At 40.8% G+C, this 22,138-nt stretch carries 19 protein-coding genes; all 19 read right to left on the bottom strand.

What is annotated here, in order from left to right:
• The 19 genes from QRD39_RS08050 to hslO all read right to left on the bottom strand — a co-directional run bounded on the left by QRD39_RS08050 (position 1) and on the right by hslO (position 22,127).
• A complete protein-coding gene (locus tag QRD39_RS08050; protein WP_285956173.1) occupies positions 1-804 on the bottom strand; it encodes an ABC transporter ATP-binding protein in 804 nt (267 codons plus the stop codon).
• Complete coding sequence (locus tag QRD39_RS08045) at positions 804-2,744, bottom strand: ABC transporter substrate binding protein (protein WP_285956172.1); 1,941 nt, start codon at positions 2,742-2,744, stop codon at positions 804-806. The genes QRD39_RS08050 and QRD39_RS08045 overlap by 1 nt, the downstream gene beginning before the upstream one ends.
• Before the next feature lie 578 nt (positions 2,745-3,322).
• A complete protein-coding gene (locus tag QRD39_RS08040) occupies positions 3,323-5,185 on the bottom strand; it encodes a proline--tRNA ligase (RefSeq protein WP_285956190.1) in 1,863 nt (620 codons plus the stop codon).
• Positions 5,186-5,259: 74 nt separating this feature from the next.
• The gene (locus QRD39_RS08035) at positions 5,260-6,522 is read right to left on the bottom strand and encodes a M50 family metallopeptidase (protein ID WP_285956171.1); all 1,263 of its coding nucleotides are present in this window, start codon (positions 6,520-6,522) and stop codon (positions 5,260-5,262) included.
• 16 nt (positions 6,523-6,538) lie between these two features.
• Positions 6,539-7,333: a phosphatidate cytidylyltransferase gene (locus QRD39_RS08030; protein WP_285956170.1), complete on the bottom strand. Its 795-nt coding sequence runs from the start codon at positions 7,331-7,333 to the stop codon at positions 6,539-6,541.
• A gap of 12 nt (positions 7,334-7,345) precedes the next feature.
• The gene (gene uppS, locus QRD39_RS08025; RefSeq protein WP_285956169.1) at positions 7,346-8,095 is read right to left on the bottom strand and encodes an undecaprenyl pyrophosphate synthase; all 750 of its coding nucleotides are present in this window, start codon (positions 8,093-8,095) and stop codon (positions 7,346-7,348) included.
• A gap of 146 nt (positions 8,096-8,241) precedes the next feature.
• Entirely contained in the window at positions 8,242-8,580 is a 339-nt protein-coding gene (locus tag QRD39_RS08020; RefSeq protein WP_285956168.1) for a preprotein translocase subunit YajC, read from the bottom strand.
• A 125-nt stretch (positions 8,581-8,705) separates the two neighbouring features.
• Entirely contained in the window at positions 8,706-9,422 is a 717-nt protein-coding gene (locus QRD39_RS08015; protein ID WP_285956167.1) for a YebC/PmpR family DNA-binding transcriptional regulator, read from the bottom strand.
• Positions 9,423-9,581: 159 nt separating this feature from the next.
• Positions 9,582-11,159, bottom strand: a complete 1,578-nt coding sequence (locus QRD39_RS08010) for an ATP-binding cassette domain-containing protein (RefSeq protein WP_285956166.1) — start codon at positions 11,157-11,159, stop codon at positions 9,582-9,584.
• Positions 11,160-11,312: 153 nt separating this feature from the next.
• Positions 11,313-12,185 carry a helix-turn-helix domain-containing protein gene (locus QRD39_RS08005; RefSeq protein WP_285956165.1) on the bottom strand — a complete coding sequence of 291 codons (873 nt, stop codon included), beginning with the start codon at positions 12,183-12,185 and terminating at the stop codon, positions 11,313-11,315.
• A 191-nt stretch (positions 12,186-12,376) separates the two neighbouring features.
• Complete coding sequence (locus QRD39_RS08000; RefSeq protein WP_004183808.1) at positions 12,377-13,726, bottom strand: glucose-6-phosphate isomerase; 1,350 nt, start codon at positions 13,724-13,726, stop codon at positions 12,377-12,379.
• Between the two features lie 104 nt (positions 13,727-13,830).
• The gene (locus QRD39_RS07995; RefSeq protein ID WP_285956164.1) at positions 13,831-14,643 is read right to left on the bottom strand and encodes an endonuclease/exonuclease/phosphatase family protein; all 813 of its coding nucleotides are present in this window, start codon (positions 14,641-14,643) and stop codon (positions 13,831-13,833) included.
• Positions 14,644-14,739: 96 nt separating this feature from the next.
• A complete protein-coding gene (locus QRD39_RS07990; protein WP_008535740.1) occupies positions 14,740-16,923 on the bottom strand; it encodes a PTS transporter subunit IIBC in 2,184 nt (727 codons plus the stop codon).
• 151 nt (positions 16,924-17,074) lie between these two features.
• Complete coding sequence (locus QRD39_RS07985; RefSeq protein ID WP_008535739.1) at positions 17,075-18,013, bottom strand: AEC family transporter; 939 nt, start codon at positions 18,011-18,013, stop codon at positions 17,075-17,077.
• A gap of 159 nt (positions 18,014-18,172) precedes the next feature.
• Entirely contained in the window at positions 18,173-18,985 is an 813-nt protein-coding gene (locus QRD39_RS07980; protein ID WP_021144932.1) for a metal ABC transporter permease, read from the bottom strand.
• Positions 18,978-19,685, bottom strand: coding sequence for a metal ABC transporter ATP-binding protein (locus QRD39_RS07975; protein ID WP_004183815.1), 708 nt, complete (start codon positions 19,683-19,685; stop codon positions 18,978-18,980). The genes QRD39_RS07980 and QRD39_RS07975 overlap by 8 nt, the downstream gene beginning before the upstream one ends.
• Position 19,686: 1 nt before the next feature.
• Positions 19,687-20,130: a zinc-dependent MarR family transcriptional regulator gene (locus QRD39_RS07970; RefSeq protein WP_021144930.1), complete on the bottom strand. Its 444-nt coding sequence runs from the start codon at positions 20,128-20,130 to the stop codon at positions 19,687-19,689.
• 160 nt (positions 20,131-20,290) lie between these two features.
• A complete protein-coding gene (dusB, locus tag QRD39_RS07965; RefSeq protein ID WP_002883588.1) occupies positions 20,291-21,268 on the bottom strand; it encodes a tRNA dihydrouridine synthase DusB in 978 nt (325 codons plus the stop codon).
• On the bottom strand, positions 21,261-22,127 hold the full coding sequence (gene hslO, locus QRD39_RS07960) for an Hsp33 family molecular chaperone HslO (protein WP_285956163.1): 867 nt from the start codon (positions 22,125-22,127) through the stop codon (positions 21,261-21,263). The genes dusB and hslO overlap by 8 nt, the downstream gene beginning before the upstream one ends.
• Positions 22,128-22,138: the final 11 nt, after the last annotated feature.

The following is a 22,138-nucleotide window of genomic DNA, read 5'->3' as shown; positions in this document are numbered from 1 at the left end:
TTAACCAAGTACCAAGGCGTCGTCATTGAGGACCTGTCCACTATTTTTATGGAAGAGATCCATAAGTTCTGCCACAGTGAGGTTTTTCTTTTCTTCACCACGTACATCTACGACGATCTTACCATGATAGAGCATAACTAGACGATTTCCATATTCAATGGCGTGTTCCATATTATGGGTAATCATGAGGGTCGTTAACTCTTGTTCTTCGACAATCTTGCGAGTTAGATGCATGACCATGTCACTTGTCTTAGGATCTAGCGCCGCAGTATGTTCATCTAAGAGCAAAATCTTTGGACGGACTAGGGTTGCCATAGCAAGTGTTAAAGCCTGACGTTGACCACCTGACAAGAAATTAGCATCGGTCTTCATACGATTCTCAAGACCAAGACCAAGGTCTACCAAGGCTTCCTTGAAAAGTTGGCGTTCACTTTCGGTGATTGACCTTTTAAAGAAGCTACGTTTCTTACCACGACGGTAGGCAATAGCCATATTTTCTTCGATAGAAAGGTTGGTCGCTGTCCCCATTCGAGGGTCTTGGAAGACACGGCTAATATCCTTAGAACGCACATCTACAGATGCTTTCTTAATAGACTGCCCTTCTAATAAGATATCTCCCTCATCAATGCTGAGGACACCAGCGATGGAATTCATCAAGGTTGATTTACCAGCACCATTTCCTCCGATAACAGAGATAAAATCTCCTTGTTCGATGTCAAGATCCAAACCACGTAGGACGTGATTTTCATTGACTGTCCCTTTTTCAAATGTTTTATGAATCTTTTGTAAACTAAGCAGAGCCATTACTTGTCACCTCCTGGAGTCAATGATTTATTGGGCTTGATTTTCAATCTTCCTCGCACTTCAGGTACATAAAGGATGATAGAAAGCAAGATAGCTGAGGCCAATTTCAACATCTGTGCGTCAACGTTCATAGCAAGGATGATAACCAAAACCAAACGATAGAGAACAGCACCTAGGACAATTGACCAGAGACGTTTGCCAAGTGGTAAGTACTTAACAATAACTTCAGCCAGGATAATAGCAGCCAAGCCGTTTACGATTGTACCAGTACCCATGTTCATATCTGCATAGCCATTATTTTGGGCTAAAAGAGCACCTGAGAGAGCAATCAATCCATTAGAAATCATATATCCAAGAATTTTCATACGGTCTACCTTGATACCATTGGCTTCACCCATAGCAAGGTTATCACCGGTCGCACGAAGAGCTAGACCAACCTGCGTATTGAGAAGAATAACCAACATGAGCACGACTAGGCTAACAAAAATCAGTCCGAGTAGAATGACACCATTTAGCTTAGACAAGCCAAGCCCCATAACCATGGTCACCAGCGTGTTATGCCCTGCAAGAGAGACATTGGCGCTACCAAGAACCAAAAGGTTAACTGAATAGAGACCGGTCAAGGTTATGATCCCCGTTAAGAGAGCCGGTATTTTCATTTTGGTATGCATAAAGCCAGAAACAGCTCCTGCAAACATACCAGCTACAAAACCACCAATAGTCGCAAAAATTGGGTTAATCCCACGAATAATCATGATAGTTGTCGTCGCAGCACCAAGTGGGAAAGCTCCTTCAGCTGTCAAATCAGCAAGGTCCAAGATACGGAAGGTAATGAACACCCCAATAGCCATAATGGCCCAAAGAAGACCTTGAGAAATAGCTGTCAACACCACATTCGATAAACCATTTTTAGATGATTTCTTCACTTGAAGCTTGATGACACCCTTGTCTTTTTTAGCGATAGGTTTGTCATCTTTCATTGCAGCATTAGATTCCTCATCACTAATACTAGACATATCAATACCGAGTTCCTTGGCCATGTCATGGTTAATCACAACATTCAAGGTCTTAGGATATTCGGCATCTACATCCTCGATTTTCTCACCTCGGATGACACGACCTGCCAACTTACCGGTTTGGCGACCAAGTGCTTCATAGTTAGTTCCGTAGGTAAAGAGAACACCTTTTTCAACACTTCCAGCATCACCACCGACAACTGGTATCTTAGTCTCCTTCGAAAGGTCGACCAAGGTATTGATAGCACTAACGATGGTGTTGTCCGTCGGAATGAAGATAACTTCTGTCTGACTCATCAAGCTCTTAGCTGTGTCTTGGATATCATTGGTTGATGAAATCCCTTTAACAACTGTCTCAATACCAGCTTTCTTGAAGTATTTCTTGGCTTCTTCAACCTGGACCTCTGAATTACGCTCACTGGTCGTGTACATAATCCCAACTTTTTTAGTATTCGGAAGGACCTTTTTCAATAATTCAACTTGTTTATTGATAGGTGACATATCACTCGTTCCGGTGACATTGCTACCAACATTGTCCATAGACTTAACCAACTTAGCTGAGACTGGATCCGTAACAGCTGTAAAGAGAATGGGTTTATCCTTTGTCAAACTACTCAAAGACTGGGCCGCAGGGGTTGCGATAGCCAACATGAGATCGTTATCTTCAATGAGCGATTGAGAAATCGTCTGTAAGTTAGACTGATCTCCTTGCGCATTTTGATAATCAATCTTGATGTTCTTACCATCAACATAGCCTTCCTTTTTGAGTTCTTCAATGAACCCCTTACGTGCTGCTGACAAGGACGGGTGCTCCACATATTGGAGAACACCAACGTGAACCATTTTTTTGTTAGAAGCATTGGAACATGCAACCAAGAGGATAGCTGTGAGAACAGCCATCATACTGACCAAGAATTTCTTCATCTTGTATACCTCTATTTTTTTATTCTATCTATTTTCGATTCCTTTTTCTGAAGCGGTCAGACTACAAACAAGCGTCTTCGTCGTTTCATTGTTCACTTCAAGGAAGCACTGGCACGCTTTACATCTCAGCGACAAGTAAGCAAGATATAGAAAATGCGTGTGGTAAAAAGAGATATCAAAAATAGACCACGGCATGGAAAAACCAGCTAGGACAGGCCCAACTGGTTTTCTGCATCTTGACTAGCACAAGCTAGCTTATGTCACCGGTTAGACCTATTCATCTAATCGGCTAATCCATCACAAAATGCTTTAGCTTCATAGATACAAACTGACTGACGCTTGTATCCTGAAACACAAACGTCCTATCTAAAGAAACTAAAGTAATAAAAAGCTTTAAGATTTCCCAAATGGGTCGCTTTATTAAGCATGTGATGCCTCCGTAGTTAAGATAGTTTTAAGTCTACACTATTTAGACAATTCTGTCAAATTGGAATTTGTCTCCTTCTCCTTTCTTAACCATATTCACACTTAAGACAAAAAATCTCTTCCTGCTCCTGCAAGAAAAGATTTTTTAAAGATTAAGCATTTTGTTCTGTTGTCAAGATAGCAAGTGTTTCAATCAAGTTATCTGCGTTAACTTCAATAGTATCACCAGTTGCCTTGATTTTTACTTCAACAACACCTTCGCTGGCTTTTTTACCAACTGTCACACGGATTGGAAGTCCGATGAGGTCACTATCAGAGAACTTAGAACCGACACGTTCGTTACGATCATCTGTCAAGACATCATAACCTTCAGCCATAAGAGCAGCTTCCAAACGCTCTGTCAAGGCAGTTGCTTCCTCGTCTTTAGTGTTAACCGTAATCAAGTGAACATCATAAGGCGCCAATTCTTTAGGGAAATTAATACCCCAAGCATAACGGTATTGACCTTTTGGTGTCTTGTTAACAAAGAGACGTGCATGTTGCTCAATAACTGCTGATAGGATACGGCTAACACCGATACCGTAACATCCCATGATAATTGGAACTGCACGACCATTTTCGTCAAGAACATTAGCCCCCATGCTTTCTGAGTAACGCGTACCAAGTTTGAAGATATGGCCGATTTCAATACCACGCGCAAACTTAAGAACACCTTGACCGTCTGGAGAAATCTCACCTTCTTTGACTTCACGGATATCTACGTATTCCGCCTTGAAGTCACGCTCTGGGTTAACTCCTGTCAAGTGGTAGCCATCTTCGTTAGCTCCAACGACAGCATTAGCCACATCCTGAACCTTACGGTCGGCAATGATACGAATATTGTCAGGAAGGTTGACTGGACCAAGAGAACCAAAGTTAGCACCAAAGACTTGACGAGCCTCGTCTTCTGTAGCTGGTTCAAGGAAGTCCGCTGCGAGGAAGTTCTTCAACTTCACATCATTAACATGATCATTACCCACGAGGAGAGCCACTACAGGTTCATCATCTGCCATAAAGAGTAAGGTCTTGATAGTTTGTTCTTCTGGAACATTCAAGAAAGCAGCAACTTCATCAATTGACTTGCAATTTGGTGTTTCAACACGAGTTACTTCTTCTTGCGTCACAACCTTGGTCGCTGGTGTGTAGGCATTTGTTGCCATCTCAAGGTTAGCGGCATAGCTTGATTCTGTAGAGTAAGCAATCGTATCTTCACCTGATACCAACCATGATGTCAATTCATGCTTGATGTCTTCCATGACATCTTCTGGGATTTCATCTAATGAAGCGATTGACTTGTCAAGAACGACCCAACGATCAAGGTCTGTACGCTCAGGAGTAACCGCCATGAACTCTTGAGAATCCTTACCACCCATGGCACCACCATCACCGATGATACCCTTAAATTCAAGACCAGCACGTGTGAAGATAGCCTCATAGGCCTTACGGTAGTCTTCATAAGTCACATCCAAATCTTCATAGTTTTGGTGGAAACTATAGCCATCTTTCATGATAAACTCACGTGTACGGAGAAGACCGTTACGTGGACGTTTTTCATCACGATATTTAGATTGGATTTGGTAGAGGTTAAGTGGCAATTGCTTGTAAGACTTAACCGCATCACGAACCAAGGCTGTGAACGTTTCTTCGTGGGTTGGACCTAGGATAAAGTCAGATTTATCACGGTTTTTCAATTTATAGAGGTCTTCACCATAGGTTTCATAACGGCCTGATTCACGCCACAAATCTGCTGTCAAAAGCGCTGGCGCCAACATTTCAACCGCACCGATTTTTTCAAATTCCTCACGCATGATAGCTTTGAATTTTTCGATAGCACGATTTGCCAATGGCATATAAGCGTAAATACCAGCAGAGACCTGACGCACGTAACCCGCACGTACCATAAGGGCATGACTGATAACTTGAGCATCACTTGGCATTTCACGAAGTGTTGGAATCAACATCTTACTTTGTTTCATCATTTACATACTAAGGAGGCTGGCCCTTGGGTCAAGTCCCTTAGACTTCCTTTCATTTCATTTTTTGTTTCTAATCAAAAGAAAGCACGCATAATATCATTCCAAGTGACAGCAATCATGAGGACGACCATGACCGCAACACCTGCAAGTGTGATATAGCTTTCAATTTCTTGATCAAGGGGTTTACGACGAATGGCCTCAATAAGGTTCATGACAATTTTACCACCGTCAAGGGCTGGAATTGGAATAAGATTGAAAATTCCCAAGTTAATAGAGAGCATTCCCATAAGACTGAGAATATCAACCAACCCATTTTCAGAAGCTTGAGCAGACATCTGGAACATGGCAACAGGTCCACCGAGCTTGTTCAAGCTAAAGTGGGTAATAAGGCCCTTCAGCGCCACAAGAATGGTTGTTGTCCCTTCCCAAGCCATTTGGAAACCACCAAAAATCTTATCTTTAAGACCTGTCTTTAAGGCAGGAGAGACACCCAAAAGATAGCTACCTTGGCTCCCCTTCGGTTTAATAGAAACTGTTTCTTCCTGACCACTGCTTCTCTTAACTGTCACAGAAAGGCTCTCACCTTTGGAGAATTTTTGAGTATTACTTGTCAAAGCTGCTTTTAAACTATCCCAATCCGTAACCTTGTCCTTATTGATAGCCTCAATGGCATCTCCATTTTTCAAGCCTGCCACCTGAGCAGCACCACCATCTGCCACTTGAATACGGTTGGTTGATGTGTCGTGGACACCTCCTTGAACAAAGGCTAAGATAATAAAAACAAGCACTCCAAGAATGAAGTTATTCATAGGACCAGCAAAGTTGGTTATTAAACGTCCCCAAATGCTAGCATTTTGATATTGGACGTCCTTTGGAGCGATACGAAGTTCTGTACCATCTTCCTCAACAATAGTAGCATCATGGTCAACGTCATAAGTCTTGGTTTCATCTAGAACTAAACCAGTAATGGTCAACTTATCTTCTAAATCATAGGCAGTGACATTCATAGGCAAGGCCGTCTGGTCAACCTGACGATTAGAAAGATTAATGCGCCTTACCTTACCATCAGTCCCAATCGTTAGACTGGCAGGGCTACCCGTCTTAATCTCAGTTGTATCTTCACCCCAACCAGCCATACGGACATAACCACCCAAGGGGAGGATACGAACAGTATAAACGGTACCATCCTTACCAGTGTGGGCAAAGATTTTCGGTCCCATTCCGATGGCAAATTCACGAACCAGAATGCCCGAGCGTTTGGCAAAGAAGAAATGTCCAAATTCATGGAAGACGACAATTACACAGAAAATCAGTAAAAAAGTAATAATAGCTTTCATTTAGACACCTCCACCCCTAAAAAAGTCCTAGGAAGTGCATAATTGGGAAAACGAAAATCCAGCTATCACAACGGTCCAAAATACCACCGTGCCCAGGAATGAAATTTCCTGAGTCTTTAACGCCGAAATGACGTTTAATAGCTGATTCCACCAAATCACCAAATTGACCGAAAATACTAAAGAGAATCGTACAGATAAGCAACCAGAAGAAGTTGTGTGGGGCATAAACTCCATGGTTAATCAAACCAAAGACTAGTGCTACAATGATTGCTGATAAGATACCACCAATACTACCTTCAATGGTTTTGTTTGGTGATACTTTTGGCAATAACTTATTCTGACCAAATTGACGCCCAAAGAGGTAGGCTCCAATATCTGTCGCCCAAACAATGAAAAGCGCAAAAAGAACTTTTTCCCAACTATCCAAACGTGCCGCAATAAGATTTTGGAAACCGAAACCAACATAAAAGGCAGATGCGATCGGATAGGCTGCATCGTCAAAAGAATAGTGGTCGCTATTAAGGACAATCCCTGCTAAAATCAAAAAAGAAATAATAGCAAAGCCTGTCACACTGGCATTTGTCGGAAGACTGATAAAGTAATGGTCAATCGGCACTGCCAAAATAAAGGCTGCCAACATAGACAAAATACCTTCGATAGAGAAAATCTCCAAGTGCTTCATACGAAGCATCTCAGACACTGCAACCATGGCCATAGCCCCAACCAAAAGCTGGAAAGGAAGACCACCGATAAAGAGCAATGGGAGGAAAATGGCTGCTGCCACACCCCCACCAATTAAACGTTCTTGCATGAGAGGTCCTTTCTAGACACCACCGAAGCGACGGTGACGTTTATTGTAGTCAGAGATGGCTTGGCGTAGCCCTTTCTGGTCAAAATCTGGCCAGAAAACATCTGTGAAGTAGAACTCACTGTAGGCAGACTGCCAAGGTAAGAAATTACTTAGACGAAGCTCCCCACTCGTACGAATAATCAAATCCGGATCACGGTAGAGGTACGGCAACTTATCCGTCATCAAATGCTTCGCAATAAGATCTTCATCAATAGCTTCAAGACTAAGTTTACCTGCTTCAACTTCTTTAGCAATGGCTTGAACAGCAGACACAATCTCCGCACGGCCACCATAATTAAGCGCAAAGTTAAGAACCAGACCAGAATTATGTTTAGTCTGCTCAACCGCCTTTTCAAGAGCCTCCAAAGTTTCCTTAGGTAGACGACTATTATCCCCAATCGTCAAAATACGAACATTGTTTTTGTCTAATTCTGGTACATATTTGTTAAAAAATTCAACTGGCAAATTCATGATGAATTTTACTTCATCTTGTGGGCGTGACCAGTTCTCCGTTGAAAAGGCATAAACCGTCAACACCTTGACTCCAAGTTGTGACGCTTCGATGGTTACCTTTTGCAAAGCATCCATCCCAGCCTTATGACCCATCACACGTGGTTGTAGACGTTTTTTAGCCCAACGGCCGTTCCCATCCATAATAATACCAATATGGTTAGGAATATTGTCTAGAACCTCTTGATGAGATTTTTTTCTAAATTTAAACATGGAATATCCTCTAAATATAGTTTACCCTTTATTTTACCATATTTTTAGGGGTTCTGAACAGTTTTTAATACTGGGGAGATTAGAAAACGTAAAAAGAGGCTGGAACAAAAGTCACAACCTCTAAATTATCATAACAGCTTCACAACTTATTTTTCATCAGAAGACTCAATGGCTGAATCTTCTTCAATAACAGTCTCTTCACTAGTTTCTGTTTTTTCTAAACTTGGTGCAGGCGTAATCACTTTCATGATTGAACGGCTCAAATCGAAGGTCAAGAAAACACCTTCAGCATCCAAAACGATACGATTATTTTCTTTATCAACCTCATCAACAATAGCGATCAAACCACCGATTGTTTCAACTTCAGCACCTTTAGCAAGACCTGAAAAGCGATCTTCTTGAGCTTTTGCCTGACGACGACGGCTATAAGCGATGTAAGCAATAAATGCAATCACATAAATAACAAGAATAGGTATTATTTTCATATTTCGTGTTCCTCCAATAATTCACTTGGCTACTACTATATCAGATTAAAGCAGGACAAGCAAGGCAAATCTTTAGACAAATCACATAAAAACACTTCCCATTGTGAGGAAAGTGTCTAATCACATTACAAGTCTGCTACGTTGTGATAAACTTTTTGAACATCGTCATCTGCTTCAAGTGCATCAACGAGTCCTTCAAAGACCTCAAGGTCTTCACCTTCGAGAGTAACTTCAGATTGTGGAATCATTTCAAGTTCAGTGACTTGAAATTCCTCTTGACCGTTAGCACGGAGAGCTTCCAAAGCTTTGTGAAGAGCTGTTGGTTCTGTGTAAACAGTAATTGTTCCATCTTCTGCTTCTACATCTTCAACGTCTACATCTGCTTCAAGCAACTGCTCAAAGATAGCGTCTGCATCTTCGCCAGCAAATACAATAACACCTTTTTTATCGAACATGTATGATACTGAACCTGAAGCACCCATGTTACCACCGTTTTTACCAAAGGCAGTACGTACATTAGCAGCTGTACGGTTAACGTTTGAAGTCAAAGTATCTACGATAATCATAGAACCATTAGGCCCAAATCCTTCATAACGCCCCTCAACGAAAGTTTCATCTGTGTTACCTTTGGCTTTATCAATGGCCTTATCAATAACGTGTTTTGGCACTTGTGCTTGTTTAGCACGTTCCAAAACGAATTTCAAAGCTGAGTTTGATTCTGGATCTGGTTCACCTTGTTTAGCAGCTACATAGATTTCAACACCAAACTTAGCGTAAACCTTTGAGTTAGCACCATCTTTAGCAGTTTTCTTAGCAACGATATTAGCCCATTTACGTCCCATGGGATTCACCTCTTCTAAGAGATGTTCTGACATCTCTGATTTGTTTTTTCTTTTTTGAAAATAGCAAAACACGCTAAATTCACAATCCCTTACATTATAGCACTTTGACTGCCGTTAGTAAAATTGAAATAAAGACGAACCACTTAGCTTACAAAACATCTACTCGTCACTCTCTCCCAAACGAACAATCTTATCAAAATATGGTTCACTTTCCTTTATAAGATGGTGGGTAACCGTGATAAAAGTGATATCGGGATCACTTAACAATTGGTACTCAATACGAGTAGCATTATCATGGTCAAGATTTGCGGTAGCTTCATCAAAAATCACAACTGAACTTCCTTTTAAGAATGCTCTTATAAGACCTATTCTTTGTTTTTGTCCCTCCGAAAAGCTTCCATCATTTACTTGCTCATCTATACGACTTAGGAAAGATAAAAGATTAACTCTTTCAAGAGCTTCCTTGATGTGCGTATCAGTAATAGCATCATTCCAAAGAGTTAGATTATTCCTCAAGGTGTCATTATAAATATGGGTTTGACTCCCAACATAGGCACATGCAGACACGATTGAATTCTCATCAATTTCTTTTGACTCCAATTTTCCAAACAAGATTTTTCCTTCATAATCTTTAAGATTTCCTAGGAGCAAATTAAGCAAGGTTGACTTCCCACTACCTGAGCATCCAGTAATAGCGTACTTACCTCCCTCTTTAAAGGTTTGAGTGAATCCCTTAATAATAGCATTTTCTCCAAAAGAATAACGCACATTCTTAAAATTAATATCCTGAAAAATAGGTAGGTCAGACTTTGAGACCGTAGGATAATCTTCGAATTTTCTTAAGATAGGTTCAACAGACTTAATGGTTACTTGTAGCTGATTAATAGTTGATAGAGAGTTAAATATGTTACCTGAAATTTGACCCACAGAAGCAATGGTACCTACGGCAATATTCCCAAAAATAATTAACAAACCGGTTAAGAGTAGTATCAACATCTGAGCGATGACTGAAAACAAGGACATCAGAGTCTCTGTACTAGTGCTCCTTTTTGTATAAATGATTTTCTGGGAAATATAGTCCTCAACAATAGATTTCACTTGTCTAAGAAAAATATGTTTACGACTGGCGTAATAAACATCTGCATATCCATATAACTGGTCACTTATTCCTGAGACAAGTTCCTCATTCGCTTTGGAAAATCTCTCCATTGCTTTCTTCATTTTAGTGGCAAATGGTTTAGGAAGATAAGTCAGACACAAAGTTAATAAAATGACTAACAGAACAATCCTTACATCATAACTTAATAAGGCGATAATCGAAAATAAGGTAGTAAAAACCGTTGAACAAAGGATATAAATACTTGTAAAGCCGTTCGATTCAATCAATTGAATATCATTATTTAATACTGAGAGATGTTCTCCAATATCAATCTTTCTGAATTCACTAAAAGAATGATGAGTAATTTTACTAAGATAAGACAGCCGAATCACCAAAGACATCTTCTGAATCAATTTCGCCTGATGAACTGTGATAATATAATTCAAAACTAAATAAATAACGTAAAGTCCTACCTCCAGACCTAATAAGGCTAAAAAAGATTGGATTTGCTTCGATACCAGCTGATTAGTCATTAAAGCTAAAGTAACCGAAGCACTCACAAAAATAGCGGCATTCAGCGCTAACAGTATGATATGAACTAAATTTTCATACTTGTATTTAAGAATATAGGTTCTCATAGACTTCCTCACAATCTACATCACCTTGGTATATAGCTAGTTGGATTAATCGAAGACATTGGAATACCTTGTATCCATTGAAAATTAAAAACCATAGTGATGTTGTACTATGGTCTTAGTTTATCCTATTTTTTTGCTCATTCTATAAAATTGTCATATAGTGGAATTCAGCAACTCTTGATACTCCGCATCCTTCATAAGCAATAACTTTTCTGCACCTAAATTTCTAAGTGTTTCTAAACACCCCTCAATTAGATTTCTTCCTTCAGAAACTTCACCCGACTTTATCAAGTAGAACCCCATTACAAATATCAACTCATGTCTTTCATATAATAAAACCTCAGGAATTCCAATATCATTGACTAAATCTAAATAGTATTTCGCAGAATCTAATTCATCACGTCGTAAAAATTCATAAGCTGCATTAATGAGAAGACTAAGTCGAATTCTTTGATTTGAGTCGCTCTTTCCAAAAAGGCTAGTTCTATACACGATCTCCTTGGTCAAAACATTAAGTGTCTGGGTGGAAATAAACGACATACTATTTCCTAATATGATTAACTCTCTTTCTCCCCATTGTTCAATGCTAAAAAGATAGTCTGTTAATTCCCTTACCTTATTTTCATCAACTTCTTTATTTGAAACACTTACCAAAAAAGATTCTAGCATAATACTGTTATAGAGAAATGATTTGTCTTGTGTGAGCTCAAATTTATGAAGCTCTTCTCCAGCATACTTCTGTAACGATAAACTATCGTTTTGATAATAAGCCTTACTAGCACTTTCTAATAACTTTTCAGTATGAGTTGGATTATCTTGAGATAAAATGCCATAGAACTCTTCAATACTGACATCCAACTTATCTAACAAAAGAAAAAATCTAGATAATGAGATATCAGATTCTCCACGTTCAAACTTGGATAGGAAAGATACTGATAAATAATCACTAGCAAGTTCTTTCAATGTTAAATTCTTTGATAAACGAATTTTTTTCAATAAAGCACCCATTTCCGTAGGTCCAATCATAATCCATCCTCCTATGATGAATTAATTATAGCAACAATCATCCCTAAATTAAAGAGTCATAAAACCCAACTAGCCGGTTCAAAAAAGTTTAAAACAAAAATCGTAAATTAACCTACAAGAAATAATTAATGGAGAGTTTTAGCCTACAAATGGATAAAAAAAGACCAGCCAAAGCTGATCTTATCTGATAATTACAAGCGAGCGTTAAGTTCTGCTCCAAGTTCTTCAAATCCTGGTTTTCCAAGAAGAGCAAACATGTTTTTCTTGTAAGCTTCTACACCTGGTTGGTTAAACGGATTAACAGCATTCAAGTATCCTGAAAGAGCAATCGCAATTTCAAAGAAGTAAATGATGTAACCCAATGTAAAGGCATCTTGTTCAGGGATAGTGATGAACATATTTGGCACGTTACCATCTGTGTGAGCAAGAAGAACACCGTCTGTTGCTTTTTTGTTAACAAAGTCAACATCTTTACCTTGGAGGTAACCAAGTCCATCAAGGTCTTCAGCCAATTCAGGAATAACAACATTCTTACGTGGTTTGTCTACACGAACAACAGTTTCAAAGAGGTTACGTGTACCTTCTTGAATGAATTGACCAAGAGAGTGCAAGTCTGTTGAGAAGTTTGCTGAAGTTGGGAAGATACCTCTTTGGTCTTTACCTTCAGATTCTCCAGCCAATTGTTTCCACCATTCTGAGAAGTATTGAAGTGATGGTTCATAGTTAACCAAGATCTCTGTTGTGTAGCCTTTACGGTAAAGGATATTACGTACAGCTGCATATTGGTAAGCTTCATTTTCAGAAAGTTTATCTGAAGAATATTCTTTACGGGCAGCGTTAGCACCTTCCATAAGAGCTTTGATGTCAGCACCTGAAGCTGCAATAGGCAATAGACCTACAGCTGTCAATACTGAGAAACGTCCACCGATGTCATCTGGTACAACGAATGTGTCCCAACCGTTAGCGTCTGCTTCAACTTTAACAGCACCTTTTTGGCGGTCAGTTGTTGCATAAATACGTTTGTTGGCTTCTTCTTGACCATATTTCTTAATAAGGAGTTCCTTAAAGAGACGGAAGGCAATAGCTGGTTCCGTAGTTGTCCCTGATTTAGAGATAACGTTAACTGAGAAATCCTTGTCTTCAACATATTCAAGCAAGTCTGCAAGATATGTTGATGAAATTGAGTTACCGGCATAAACGATTTGTGGTGCCTTACGTTCTTCTTTAGTTTGAAGGTTAGCAAAGTGATGGTTCAAGAAATCAATTGCTGCTTTGGCACCAAGGTAAGAACCACCGATACCAATAACAACCAAAACATCGCTATCTTCTTTAATTTTTTCAGCAGCTTTCAAGATACGATCGAATTCTTCACGATCATAGTTTTCTGGAAGGTCACGCCATCCAAGGAAGTCAGCACCTGGGCCTGTTCCTTTACGAATCATTTCATCTGCTGCAGTTACTTGTGCTTGAAGGAAATCCACTTCATGTGGTGCTACAAATTTATCCAAAAGTTTTGAATAATTAAATGTAATATGAGCCATTTGTCTCTCCTTATATATATTCAATTACAACTTATAGTTTACTCTTTTATTTGCCTTTTGACAATGTTTTTACCTTTATTCAGCCGAATACCGCTAAAATTTTACTAAAACTCTAACTCTGCTTCAAGTCCGTAGTGATCACTAACCAAAGGTTGATTGTTGCCATCAAAAATGACACTAAGTCGGTTGACTGTCCAATCTTGACTAGCAAAGACATAATCGATACGTAAAGGCTCTTCATTGCCCTTCCAGCCATCGATACCTGGTCCAACTGTATAGCTACCAGTTGTTTCTTTAGCCACTTCAAAACTATCCTGAAGATGGAGTGGGCTAGCCAAGATAGCTTGGTAGCCTTCCTGACCTGCTGGGTTGTTAAAGTCACCTGCTAGGATAAGTGGCTTTCCAATACCTTTGAAACGTTCCTCAATACGTGCCCACTCTTCTTGGAAACCTTTGTCCCACCATGAAAGGTGAACGCTAGCGACAGCCACTTCTCGGCCATCTACAGTCGTCTCAGCAACGGCTACACGGCGTGTATGGTAGTCCGTCGGATCATCAACATCTGAAACCAAGATTTCACTAGCTGTCAATGGTTGACGTGATAAGACAGCAACTCCTTCATTAAGGTGATCATAACCAATGTGATTATAAGCCCAAGTCCAATGGTATTGAAGGCCTTCTTCGGCTAACTTTTCTACCAAAAGACGGACAAAATGATCTTGGTGAATTGGTGTCGCTGAAGGAAGGGCATGATAGTAGTCATCTGTTGCTACTACTGAAGTCTCTATTTCCTGATTGACTTCTTGAAAACAAATTAAATCATACTGGGCTTTAAGAATCTGTTCCTTTAGGGCTTGGAATTTCCCTTCTGCATCTTCTTCCATCCAACTGTGGGTATTTAGAGTTAGAAATTTCATACGTTTATCCTTTTCTCTGTCTTACATATACTGACAAGGAGGTCTCTTACAAACAAAACAGCCCAGGGGCTGTCTGTTTGATTATGATGTAGCCAATTAAAGTTCTACTTTTGCAACTGGAGCTTTAGCTGCCAATTTACCTGTATGTTCTACTTTAACTGATTTAATAGCATCTGGATTTGTAAAGACAACAACTGTAGTTGTTTCACGACCTGCCTCACGGATAGCAGCGAGGTCTGCTTCTACCAAGAGGTCACCCGCAGCAACTGTTTGACCTTCAGTAACTTTAACCTCGAATGGTTTTCCTTCAAGACTAACAGTGTCAAGTCCGATGTGAACCAAAACTTCAAGTCCATTGTCTGTTTCCAAACCAATAGCGTGTTTAGTTGGGAAGATACTTGCCACTTTACCAGCTACTGGAGAAACAATGTTACCGTTATCTGGTTCAACAGCGAAACCGTCACCCATCATTTTTTGTGAGAATACTGGGTCTTTGACATCTTCAATGTTGATGACTTGACCGTCTGCGACTGAGTAGACATCTTCAGTAACACCTTTGAATTTAGCTTCTGCTTTCTGAACAGCAGTCATTTGGCTTGGAAGTGTTTCTGGAATCACTTCACCTGAATCAAGTACGTCTTGGATATCAGATTTCAAAACGTCAGCCTTAGGACCGTAGATAGCTTGAACACCTTGTCCTTTCATGACAAGACCCATAGCTCCTTCGGATTTCCATTGAGCTTCAGTTCCGACTTTTTCAGCGTCTTTGACAGTAACACGGAGACGTGTCATACATGCGTCAACGTCCACGATGTTAGCACGTCCACCAAGAAGGTTGATGATGTTGATAACTTGTGAGCTTGCTTTGCTTGTTCCAGCACCAGCTGATTCACCAGATTCTGAAGAATCATCATTTTGTTCGTAGTTACCATTACGTCCTGGTGTTGCGTAATCAAATTTCTTAATCATGAAGTTAGCGATGAAGAACATGATAACACCAAAGAGTACAGTTACCCAAATGAAGTTAACGATATCCATCGCCAAACCAGCGTTAATAGCGAGTGGTGTACGTGTCAAGAATTCGATAGAACCGAATGAGTGAACACGGAGGTGAACAATGTCAGCCATTGCAAAGGCAGCACCTTGTACAAAAGCGTATACGATGTAAAGTGGAGTAGCCACGAACATGAACATGTATTCGATTGGCTCAGTTACCCCTGTCAAGAATGTTGCAAGCGCAGTGGCAGTCAACATACCTTTGTATTGATGTTTCTTGTCTTCGTCAACGTTACGGTAGATAGCTACGACCATACCCATCAAGATACCAAATGAACCAATCATTTGACCAACTTTAAAGCGGGCTGGTGTGTAGGCTTCAAGAAGGTGTTTGTATTGATCTGGATGCGCACCTTTAAGGTTAGCAAGGTCAGTAACCCATGCGAGCCAGAGTGGGTCTTGACCCAAAACTTTAGTACCTTTTGCAGCACCAGTCAAGACTTCATAAGTACCACCCAATTGAGTGTAGTTAATTGGGATAGTCAACATGTGGTGGAGACCAAATGGCAAGAGAAGACGTTCCAAAGTACCGAACAAGAACGGTGCCAAGATTGGAGCAGTTTCTTTTGAGTTGGCAATCCACATACCAAAACCGTTAATTCCAGATTGGATAATTGGCCATACAATAGCAAGAACGATAGCTGCAATAGCTGAACGAAGAATAACTACGAATGGTACAAAACGTTTACCATTGAAGAATGACAAAGCTTCTGGCAATTTACGGAAGTTATAGTATTTATTGTAAGCAGTAGCTCCGATGAAACCAGAGATGATACCTACGAATACACCCATGTTAAGGGCTGGAGCTTCCAAAACACTGATGAAGTAATCAGATACCTTGATTGATTGGCCAAGAAGTGTGTGTACCATAGCACTCTTATCAGCAAGAATATCTGAAGTAACACCAAAGATTGAACCAGTCAAGCGGTTAATCAAGATAAAGGCAAGACCTGCTGCAAAAGCACCTCCTGCACGTTCCTTAGCCCAACTACCACCAATGGCAAGGGCAAACAAGATGTGAAGGTTACCGATAACCCCCCAACCAATCTGCTCAAGAAATCCACCTGTAATAACGAGTGGTGCCACGTTTGGATTAATCATGGCAATCGTTTTACCGATAGAGATCATAAGACCTGCTGCTGGCATAACCGCGATAACAACCATGAGGGCTTTACCGAATTTCTGCCAGAACTCAAAGCCAAATTTTTCTTTTAGCTTATTCATTTCATTTCCTCCTACTTTTGATGCAAACGTTTGCATACCTTATGTAATTATTATAGCATCTTTTACTGATTTGTAAAGCGCTTTCCTTAACTTTTTTTGATTTTTTTAAAAAAAGTTAAAACCCCAGTAAAACCGGGGCTTTTGATACGTATTAAGCCATCAAAACCATGAGAATAGGAATCACCACCATGGTTGCAAGTGTTGTCTCCGTCACCATGACTGCAGCGTAATCACTATCTGCTCCGTAGAGTTTGGCAACCACAGGTGCATTGGTCATAACAGGCATAGCGGACTGGATGATAAAGACTTGCTTCATCAAAGTTGGTAAGGGTGACCAATAAACGATGGCAGCCATCAAAAGTGGGGCAACCACAAAGCGACCAAGCAGAATTAAGACTTGATCCTTTTTAAGAGTCAGTTGCTTCACACCTGCATTGGAGACCGACAAACCGATAAATATCATAGATAAGGGGGTAGTCAAACTGCCTAGATACTGCAAATCACTGGCTAGAAAAGCAGGGAGCTTAATATGTAGAATAACGATAAGAAGCCCCAGCATAAAGCCCATCAAAGGAGGTGAAAACACCTTTTTCAAGCTTGTTTTTAGGTCAAACTCAGCTTCTCCTTCACCATCACGTTGGATGAGATAGGTCCCCAAGGTCCAGAAAAAGGTCGTATTACACATGTAATAGATCAAAACATAGGGAATACTAGCATCTCCAAAAAGGGCCTGATTGATGGGAAGCCCCACGAAAATAGTATTGGAATTAAAAAACATGGAAATAAAGAGTCCCCGACGGTCCTTTTTCACGGCAAAAATCCTAGCCACGGCTGTCGCAATACCAAGTAAGATAACCATAGATAGCGCTGGAAAACGTAAATCTGGCAACATTTTTAGGAGGTCAGCCGCTGTGAAACGTTGCGTGATGGTATAAAGCATATAGCAGGGCAAAGCAATTTGAGTAACCAACTTAGCGATTAAACCACGCGACTTGTCATCAAACCAGCCCTTCTCACCCATGACGAAGCCCACTAAAATCATACCCAAAATGACTAGGATTCCAGATATACTTGTTAAAAAGATTTCCATGTTTTCTCCTTTTTATTATTTTTATGAGGGAATGATAGACATTAACAAATAGCCAATGGGTTTGTTTGACTACATTTAAAGTCTTTTTCAAACAATATCTCAAAAACTACTTTAGTATATCACAAAAAGAACTTGATTTCTCAAGCTCTTTTCTTCTACTTATTCTGCTTTTAAAAGGGGTTCAAAGATTGATACCAGTCCAAAGAAAGCAATGAAGATCAGTGTGATGGTCGCACTTGCTGGCGTTTCCCAATAATAGGAAATGAAGATACCAGAGAGCATACCGACCAATCCAATACCAATGGCCCAAAAAATCACGGATTTGAAGGTTTGACCGATTTTCATGCCAATCGCTGCTGGAAGAATCATAATAGTAGAAACCAAGAGCGATCCTGCTGCTGGAATCATCAAAGCAATGGCTACTCCGGTTACGATATTGAAGAGGAGAGACATAAGACGTACTGGTAAGCCATCGACATGAGCAGTATCCTCGTCAAAGGTCAAAAGATACATAGGACGAATAAAGAGTAAGGTCAAGACCAGTACAATCGCCGCAATCACAAAGAGGGCACGCACCTGTTCGGAGCTAATTGTGATAATAGATCCAAAGAGATAGCTATCTAAGCTCATGCTACTGCTACCCGCCTTGCTACTGATAATCAAGGCTACAGCCAAGCCCATAGACATGAGGATAGCCGTTGAAATCTCCATATAGTGCTTGTAACTAACCCTTAGATACTCTAGGACTAGAGCAGCAATCACCACAACCAGCAAGGTGGTCCAAGTAGTTGATTGACCCAAGAAAATGCCCACAGCCACCCCAGCTAAAGAAACGTGACTCAAGGTATCACTCATCAAGCTCTGACGACGAAGAATCAAAAAGAGTCCCAAAATAGGTGAGAAGATACTGATAGCGATGACGGCGAGAATAGCACGCTGCATAAAATCATAGGTTAATAATTCACTAATCATGTTTGTGCCCCTCTCCATCTTTTTCATGGACGTTAAAACAACGCCAAGGCAATTTCTGATTACGAACCAGATGGATATTACGGTCCGTGTATTCCTTGACCTCTTCTGGGTCATGGGTAATCATCAAGACAGACTTACCATGCTTATGAGCTGAGTGGTGCATAAGTTCATAGAAGGTATTGGCTGTTCCTGCATCCATCCCTGTCGTTGGTTCATCCAAGACAAAAATATCTGGATCTGAAGCGAAAATACGAGCAATGACGGCACGTTGCTTTTGCCCACCTGAGAGATGTCCAATCTGCTTGTGACGATTTTCCCACATACCAACAGATTCTAGAGCACGTTGAACATGCTCTAAGTCATGTTTGTTCAAACGACGGAACCATCCCTGATGGGGGTAACGACCTGACTTGACAAACTCATAAACGGTACTTGGGAATCCTGCATTAAAGCTGGCAATTTGTTGTGGTAGATAGGCCATTCGAAGCTTCTTGCCATCTTTGTTAGTATCAGAAATCGTCACAGTCCCCTTCTTAGGTTTGAGAATACCCAGGGTTGCCTTGATAAGCGTTGATTTGGCAGCACCATTTTCCCCAGTCAAGGTAACAAACTCTCCAGAGTCCAAGTGATAGTGAATATTATCCAGAACGGGCTCCGCATCATACTGGAAGCTCAGTCCTTCAACTGTAATATAACGCATCTTATTCCTCGATTTTTTCTTCTAATTTCGTCAAGAAACGCCCTATAATCTGACGTTCTTTACTATCAAACTGCTCCAATACAGAGCGATAGACACCTAACGTTTCTTGGTGGTGTTCCTCATGCTCCTGGGCAATGGGTTGAGCCTCTTGTGTCAGGACAAAGTAGGTCACCCGTCCATCATCCTTATCCTTCTTGGCCTCCAACATTCCTTCCTTGACCAAGGTCTTAACAGCCTTAGTAACAGCAGCCTGACTGACATTTAAGGTCTTTGCCAGCTCCGAATTGGTCTTGCGACCCTCAGCCAAAAGCATGAGAATATGTTCCTGAGTATTAGTCAATTTAACTTGACTACGGCACTGCCCAATAAGGAGCTCATGCTGATTTTCAGACTTGAGCACGATTTGATTAATCAATTGATTGACTTGTTCTTCTAGTTCTAGCATTGCTTTCTCCATTTACTTAACCAGTTAATTATATCGAAAATACAGAGGTTTTGCAAGGGAGGACGAAAAAAATTGGAAAAACTCTATCAATACTATTAAGGAAGAATAGACGGAAAATAAAAACCTAACCAATCTGGTTAAGTTTTCATCATATAGAAGCTTATCGTAAAGTCGCAAAGATTTCTTCAACCTGAGCAACAGACTCGGCACGTGAGACTTCGCCACGAACCTTAGCTGCTCCTGCTGTTCCACGAAGATAGTGTGGTGCCAGACCACGGAATTCACGGACAGCAATCTTTTCACCTTTAAGGTCCACCAAACGTTTGAGGTGGTCTTCAGCGATGTCCAGCTTCTTATCAAATGGAAGCTCTGGCAACTCCTCTCCTGTTTCGAAGAAGTGATTGATTTGTGTGAAGATGTATGGATTGTTCATAGCTGCACGACCCACCATAACGGCATCGACACCAAGTTCTTCAATCATGAGCTTAGCATCTTGAACGCTACGAACATCGCCATTTCCGATAAATGGAATCTTAGTGATAGCCTTAGCAACTCGGGCCAAAGTCTCGTGGTCACAGTGACCTGTGTACATCTGCTCACGAGTACGACCGTGCATAGCAAGGGCAGAAACACCTGCAGACTCCGCTGCAAGAGCGTTTTCTACAGCCAAATCACTGTCTGACCAACCCGTACGCATCTTAACAGTCAAAGGAATATCAAGTACTGACGTTACTTCCTTGACAATGTGGTAAATCTTATCTGGATCTTTGAGCCACTTGGCACCAGCTTCATTTTTGACGACCTTATTGACCGGACAACCCATGTTGATATCAACAATATCAGCCTTGGTATTGGTCTGGATAAAGTCGGCTGCACGCTTCAAACCTTCAGCATCACCACCGAAAAGCTGGATAGACATTGGATGTTCATTCTCATCAATATGAAGCATGTGGAGGGTCTTCTCATTATTGTAGAGGAGCCCTTTTTCAGAAATCATCTCCATCACCACAAGACCAGCACCAAACTCCTTTGCAATAGTACGGAAGGCCGAGTTGGTCACACCTGCCATCGGAGCTAGCACTGTACGATGAGGAATCTCCACATTCCCAATCATGAAGGACGAATTAAGTTTAGTCATTGATGAGTTCCTCCAGGTCAGCTTCTGAAAATTCATACTTGCTTTGGCAGAATTGGCAGACGATTTCAGCACCGTGATCTTCATCTTTAATAGCTTGAAGTTCATCCTTACCTAGACTCAAGAGAGCATTTTCAAAGCGTTCACGTGAGCAATCGCACTCAAAGCTAAGCTCCTCTTCAGACAAACGTTTGAAAGGCTCATCCCCATAGATGGCATGCAGAAGCGCTTCAATATGGTCATCAGATTCCAATAGTGTTGAAATGGCAGGCATTTCTTGGATACGTTTTTCATAACGAGCGATTTCTTCCTCGGTGGCTCCTGGCAAGACCTGAAGCATAAAGCCACCAGCAACCTTGACCTTGTCCTCCTCGTCGAGAAGAACATTAAGACCAACAGCAGATGGGGTTTGCTCAGACTCTGTCAAATAATAGGCAAAGTCTTCACCAATTTCACCAGAAATAAGTGGTGTTGATGACGTGTAAGGATTACCAGTTCCATAATCAATGATTGAAACAAACTGACCTTGTCCCATGAAAGGACCGACTAAGACTTCACCGGTCGCTGTTTTCTTGATATCTACACCTGGATTTTGGATGTAGCCCTTAACATGCCCCTTGGTATCGGCTACAGAGATGATATGTCCAAAAGAGCTGTTTCCGATAACCTTTACCGTAATCTTGCTATCACCTTTTTGGTTAGCAGCCAAGATTTGATTGGCAATAAGGGTACGCCCCAAAGCGACTGTTGATGATGATAATGTATTGTGTTTTTCTTGTGCGGTTCTAACTGTTTCAGTGCTATCAAGAACGTAAGCACGGAAAGAACCTGATTCTGAAATTGTTTTTATTAATTTATCCATAGTGACTCTAT

The organism is Streptococcus raffinosi (genome assembly GCF_030284685.1).
Taxonomy (GTDB): domain Bacteria; phylum Bacillota; class Bacilli; order Lactobacillales; family Streptococcaceae; genus Streptococcus; species Streptococcus raffinosi.
Note: the sequence above shows the minus strand (reverse complement) of the source record. Positions and strands in the feature narration are given on the sequence as shown.

Coding starts and splice junctions, on each gene's coding strand:
- QRD39_RS08050 (WP_285956173.1), bottom strand. CDS start 804: ATGGCTCTGCTTAGTTTACAAAAGATTCATAAAACATTTGAAAAAGGG.
- QRD39_RS08045 (WP_285956172.1), bottom strand. CDS start 2,744: ATGAAGAAATTCTTGGTCAGTATGATGGCTGTTCTCACAGCTATCCTC.
- QRD39_RS08040 (WP_285956190.1), bottom strand. CDS start 5,185: ATGAAACAAAGTAAGATGTTGATTCCAACACTTCGTGAAATGCCAAGT.
- QRD39_RS08035 (WP_285956171.1), bottom strand. CDS start 6,522: ATGAAAGCTATTATTACTTTTTTACTGATTTTCTGTGTAATTGTCGTC.
- QRD39_RS08030 (WP_285956170.1), bottom strand. CDS start 7,333: ATGCAAGAACGTTTAATTGGTGGGGGTGTGGCAGCAGCCATTTTCCTC.
- uppS (WP_285956169.1), bottom strand. CDS start 8,095: ATGTTTAAATTTAGAAAAAAATCTCATCAAGAGGTTCTAGACAATATT.
- QRD39_RS08020 (WP_285956168.1), bottom strand. CDS start 8,580: ATGAAAATAATACCTATTCTTGTTATTTATGTGATTGCATTTATTGCT.
- QRD39_RS08015 (WP_285956167.1), bottom strand. CDS start 9,422: ATGGGACGTAAATGGGCTAATATCGTTGCTAAGAAAACTGCTAAAGAT.
- QRD39_RS08010 (WP_285956166.1), bottom strand. CDS start 11,159: ATGAGAACCTATATTCTTAAATACAAGTATGAAAATTTAGTTCATATC.
- QRD39_RS08005 (WP_285956165.1), bottom strand. CDS start 12,185: ATGATTGGACCTACGGAAATGGGTGCTTTATTGAAAAAAATTCGTTTA.
- QRD39_RS08000 (WP_004183808.1), bottom strand. CDS start 13,726: ATGGCTCATATTACATTTAATTATTCAAAACTTTTGGATAAATTTGTA.
- QRD39_RS07995 (WP_285956164.1), bottom strand. CDS start 14,643: ATGAAATTTCTAACTCTAAATACCCACAGTTGGATGGAAGAAGATGCA.
- QRD39_RS07990 (WP_008535740.1), bottom strand. CDS start 16,923: ATGAATAAGCTAAAAGAAAAATTTGGCTTTGAGTTCTGGCAGAAATTC.
- QRD39_RS07985 (WP_008535739.1), bottom strand. CDS start 18,013: ATGGAAATCTTTTTAACAAGTATATCTGGAATCCTAGTCATTTTGGGT.
- QRD39_RS07980 (WP_021144932.1), bottom strand. CDS start 18,985: ATGATTAGTGAATTATTAACCTATGATTTTATGCAGCGTGCTATTCTC.
- QRD39_RS07975 (WP_004183815.1), bottom strand. CDS start 19,685: ATGCGTTATATTACAGTTGAAGGACTGAGCTTCCAGTATGATGCGGAG.
- QRD39_RS07970 (WP_021144930.1), bottom strand. CDS start 20,130: ATGCTAGAACTAGAAGAACAAGTCAATCAATTGATTAATCAAATCGTG.
- dusB (WP_002883588.1), bottom strand. CDS start 21,268: ATGACTAAACTTAATTCGTCCTTCATGATTGGGAATGTGGAGATTCCT.
- hslO (WP_285956163.1), bottom strand. CDS start 22,127: ATGGATAAATTAATAAAAACAATTTCAGAATCAGGTTCTTTCCGTGCT.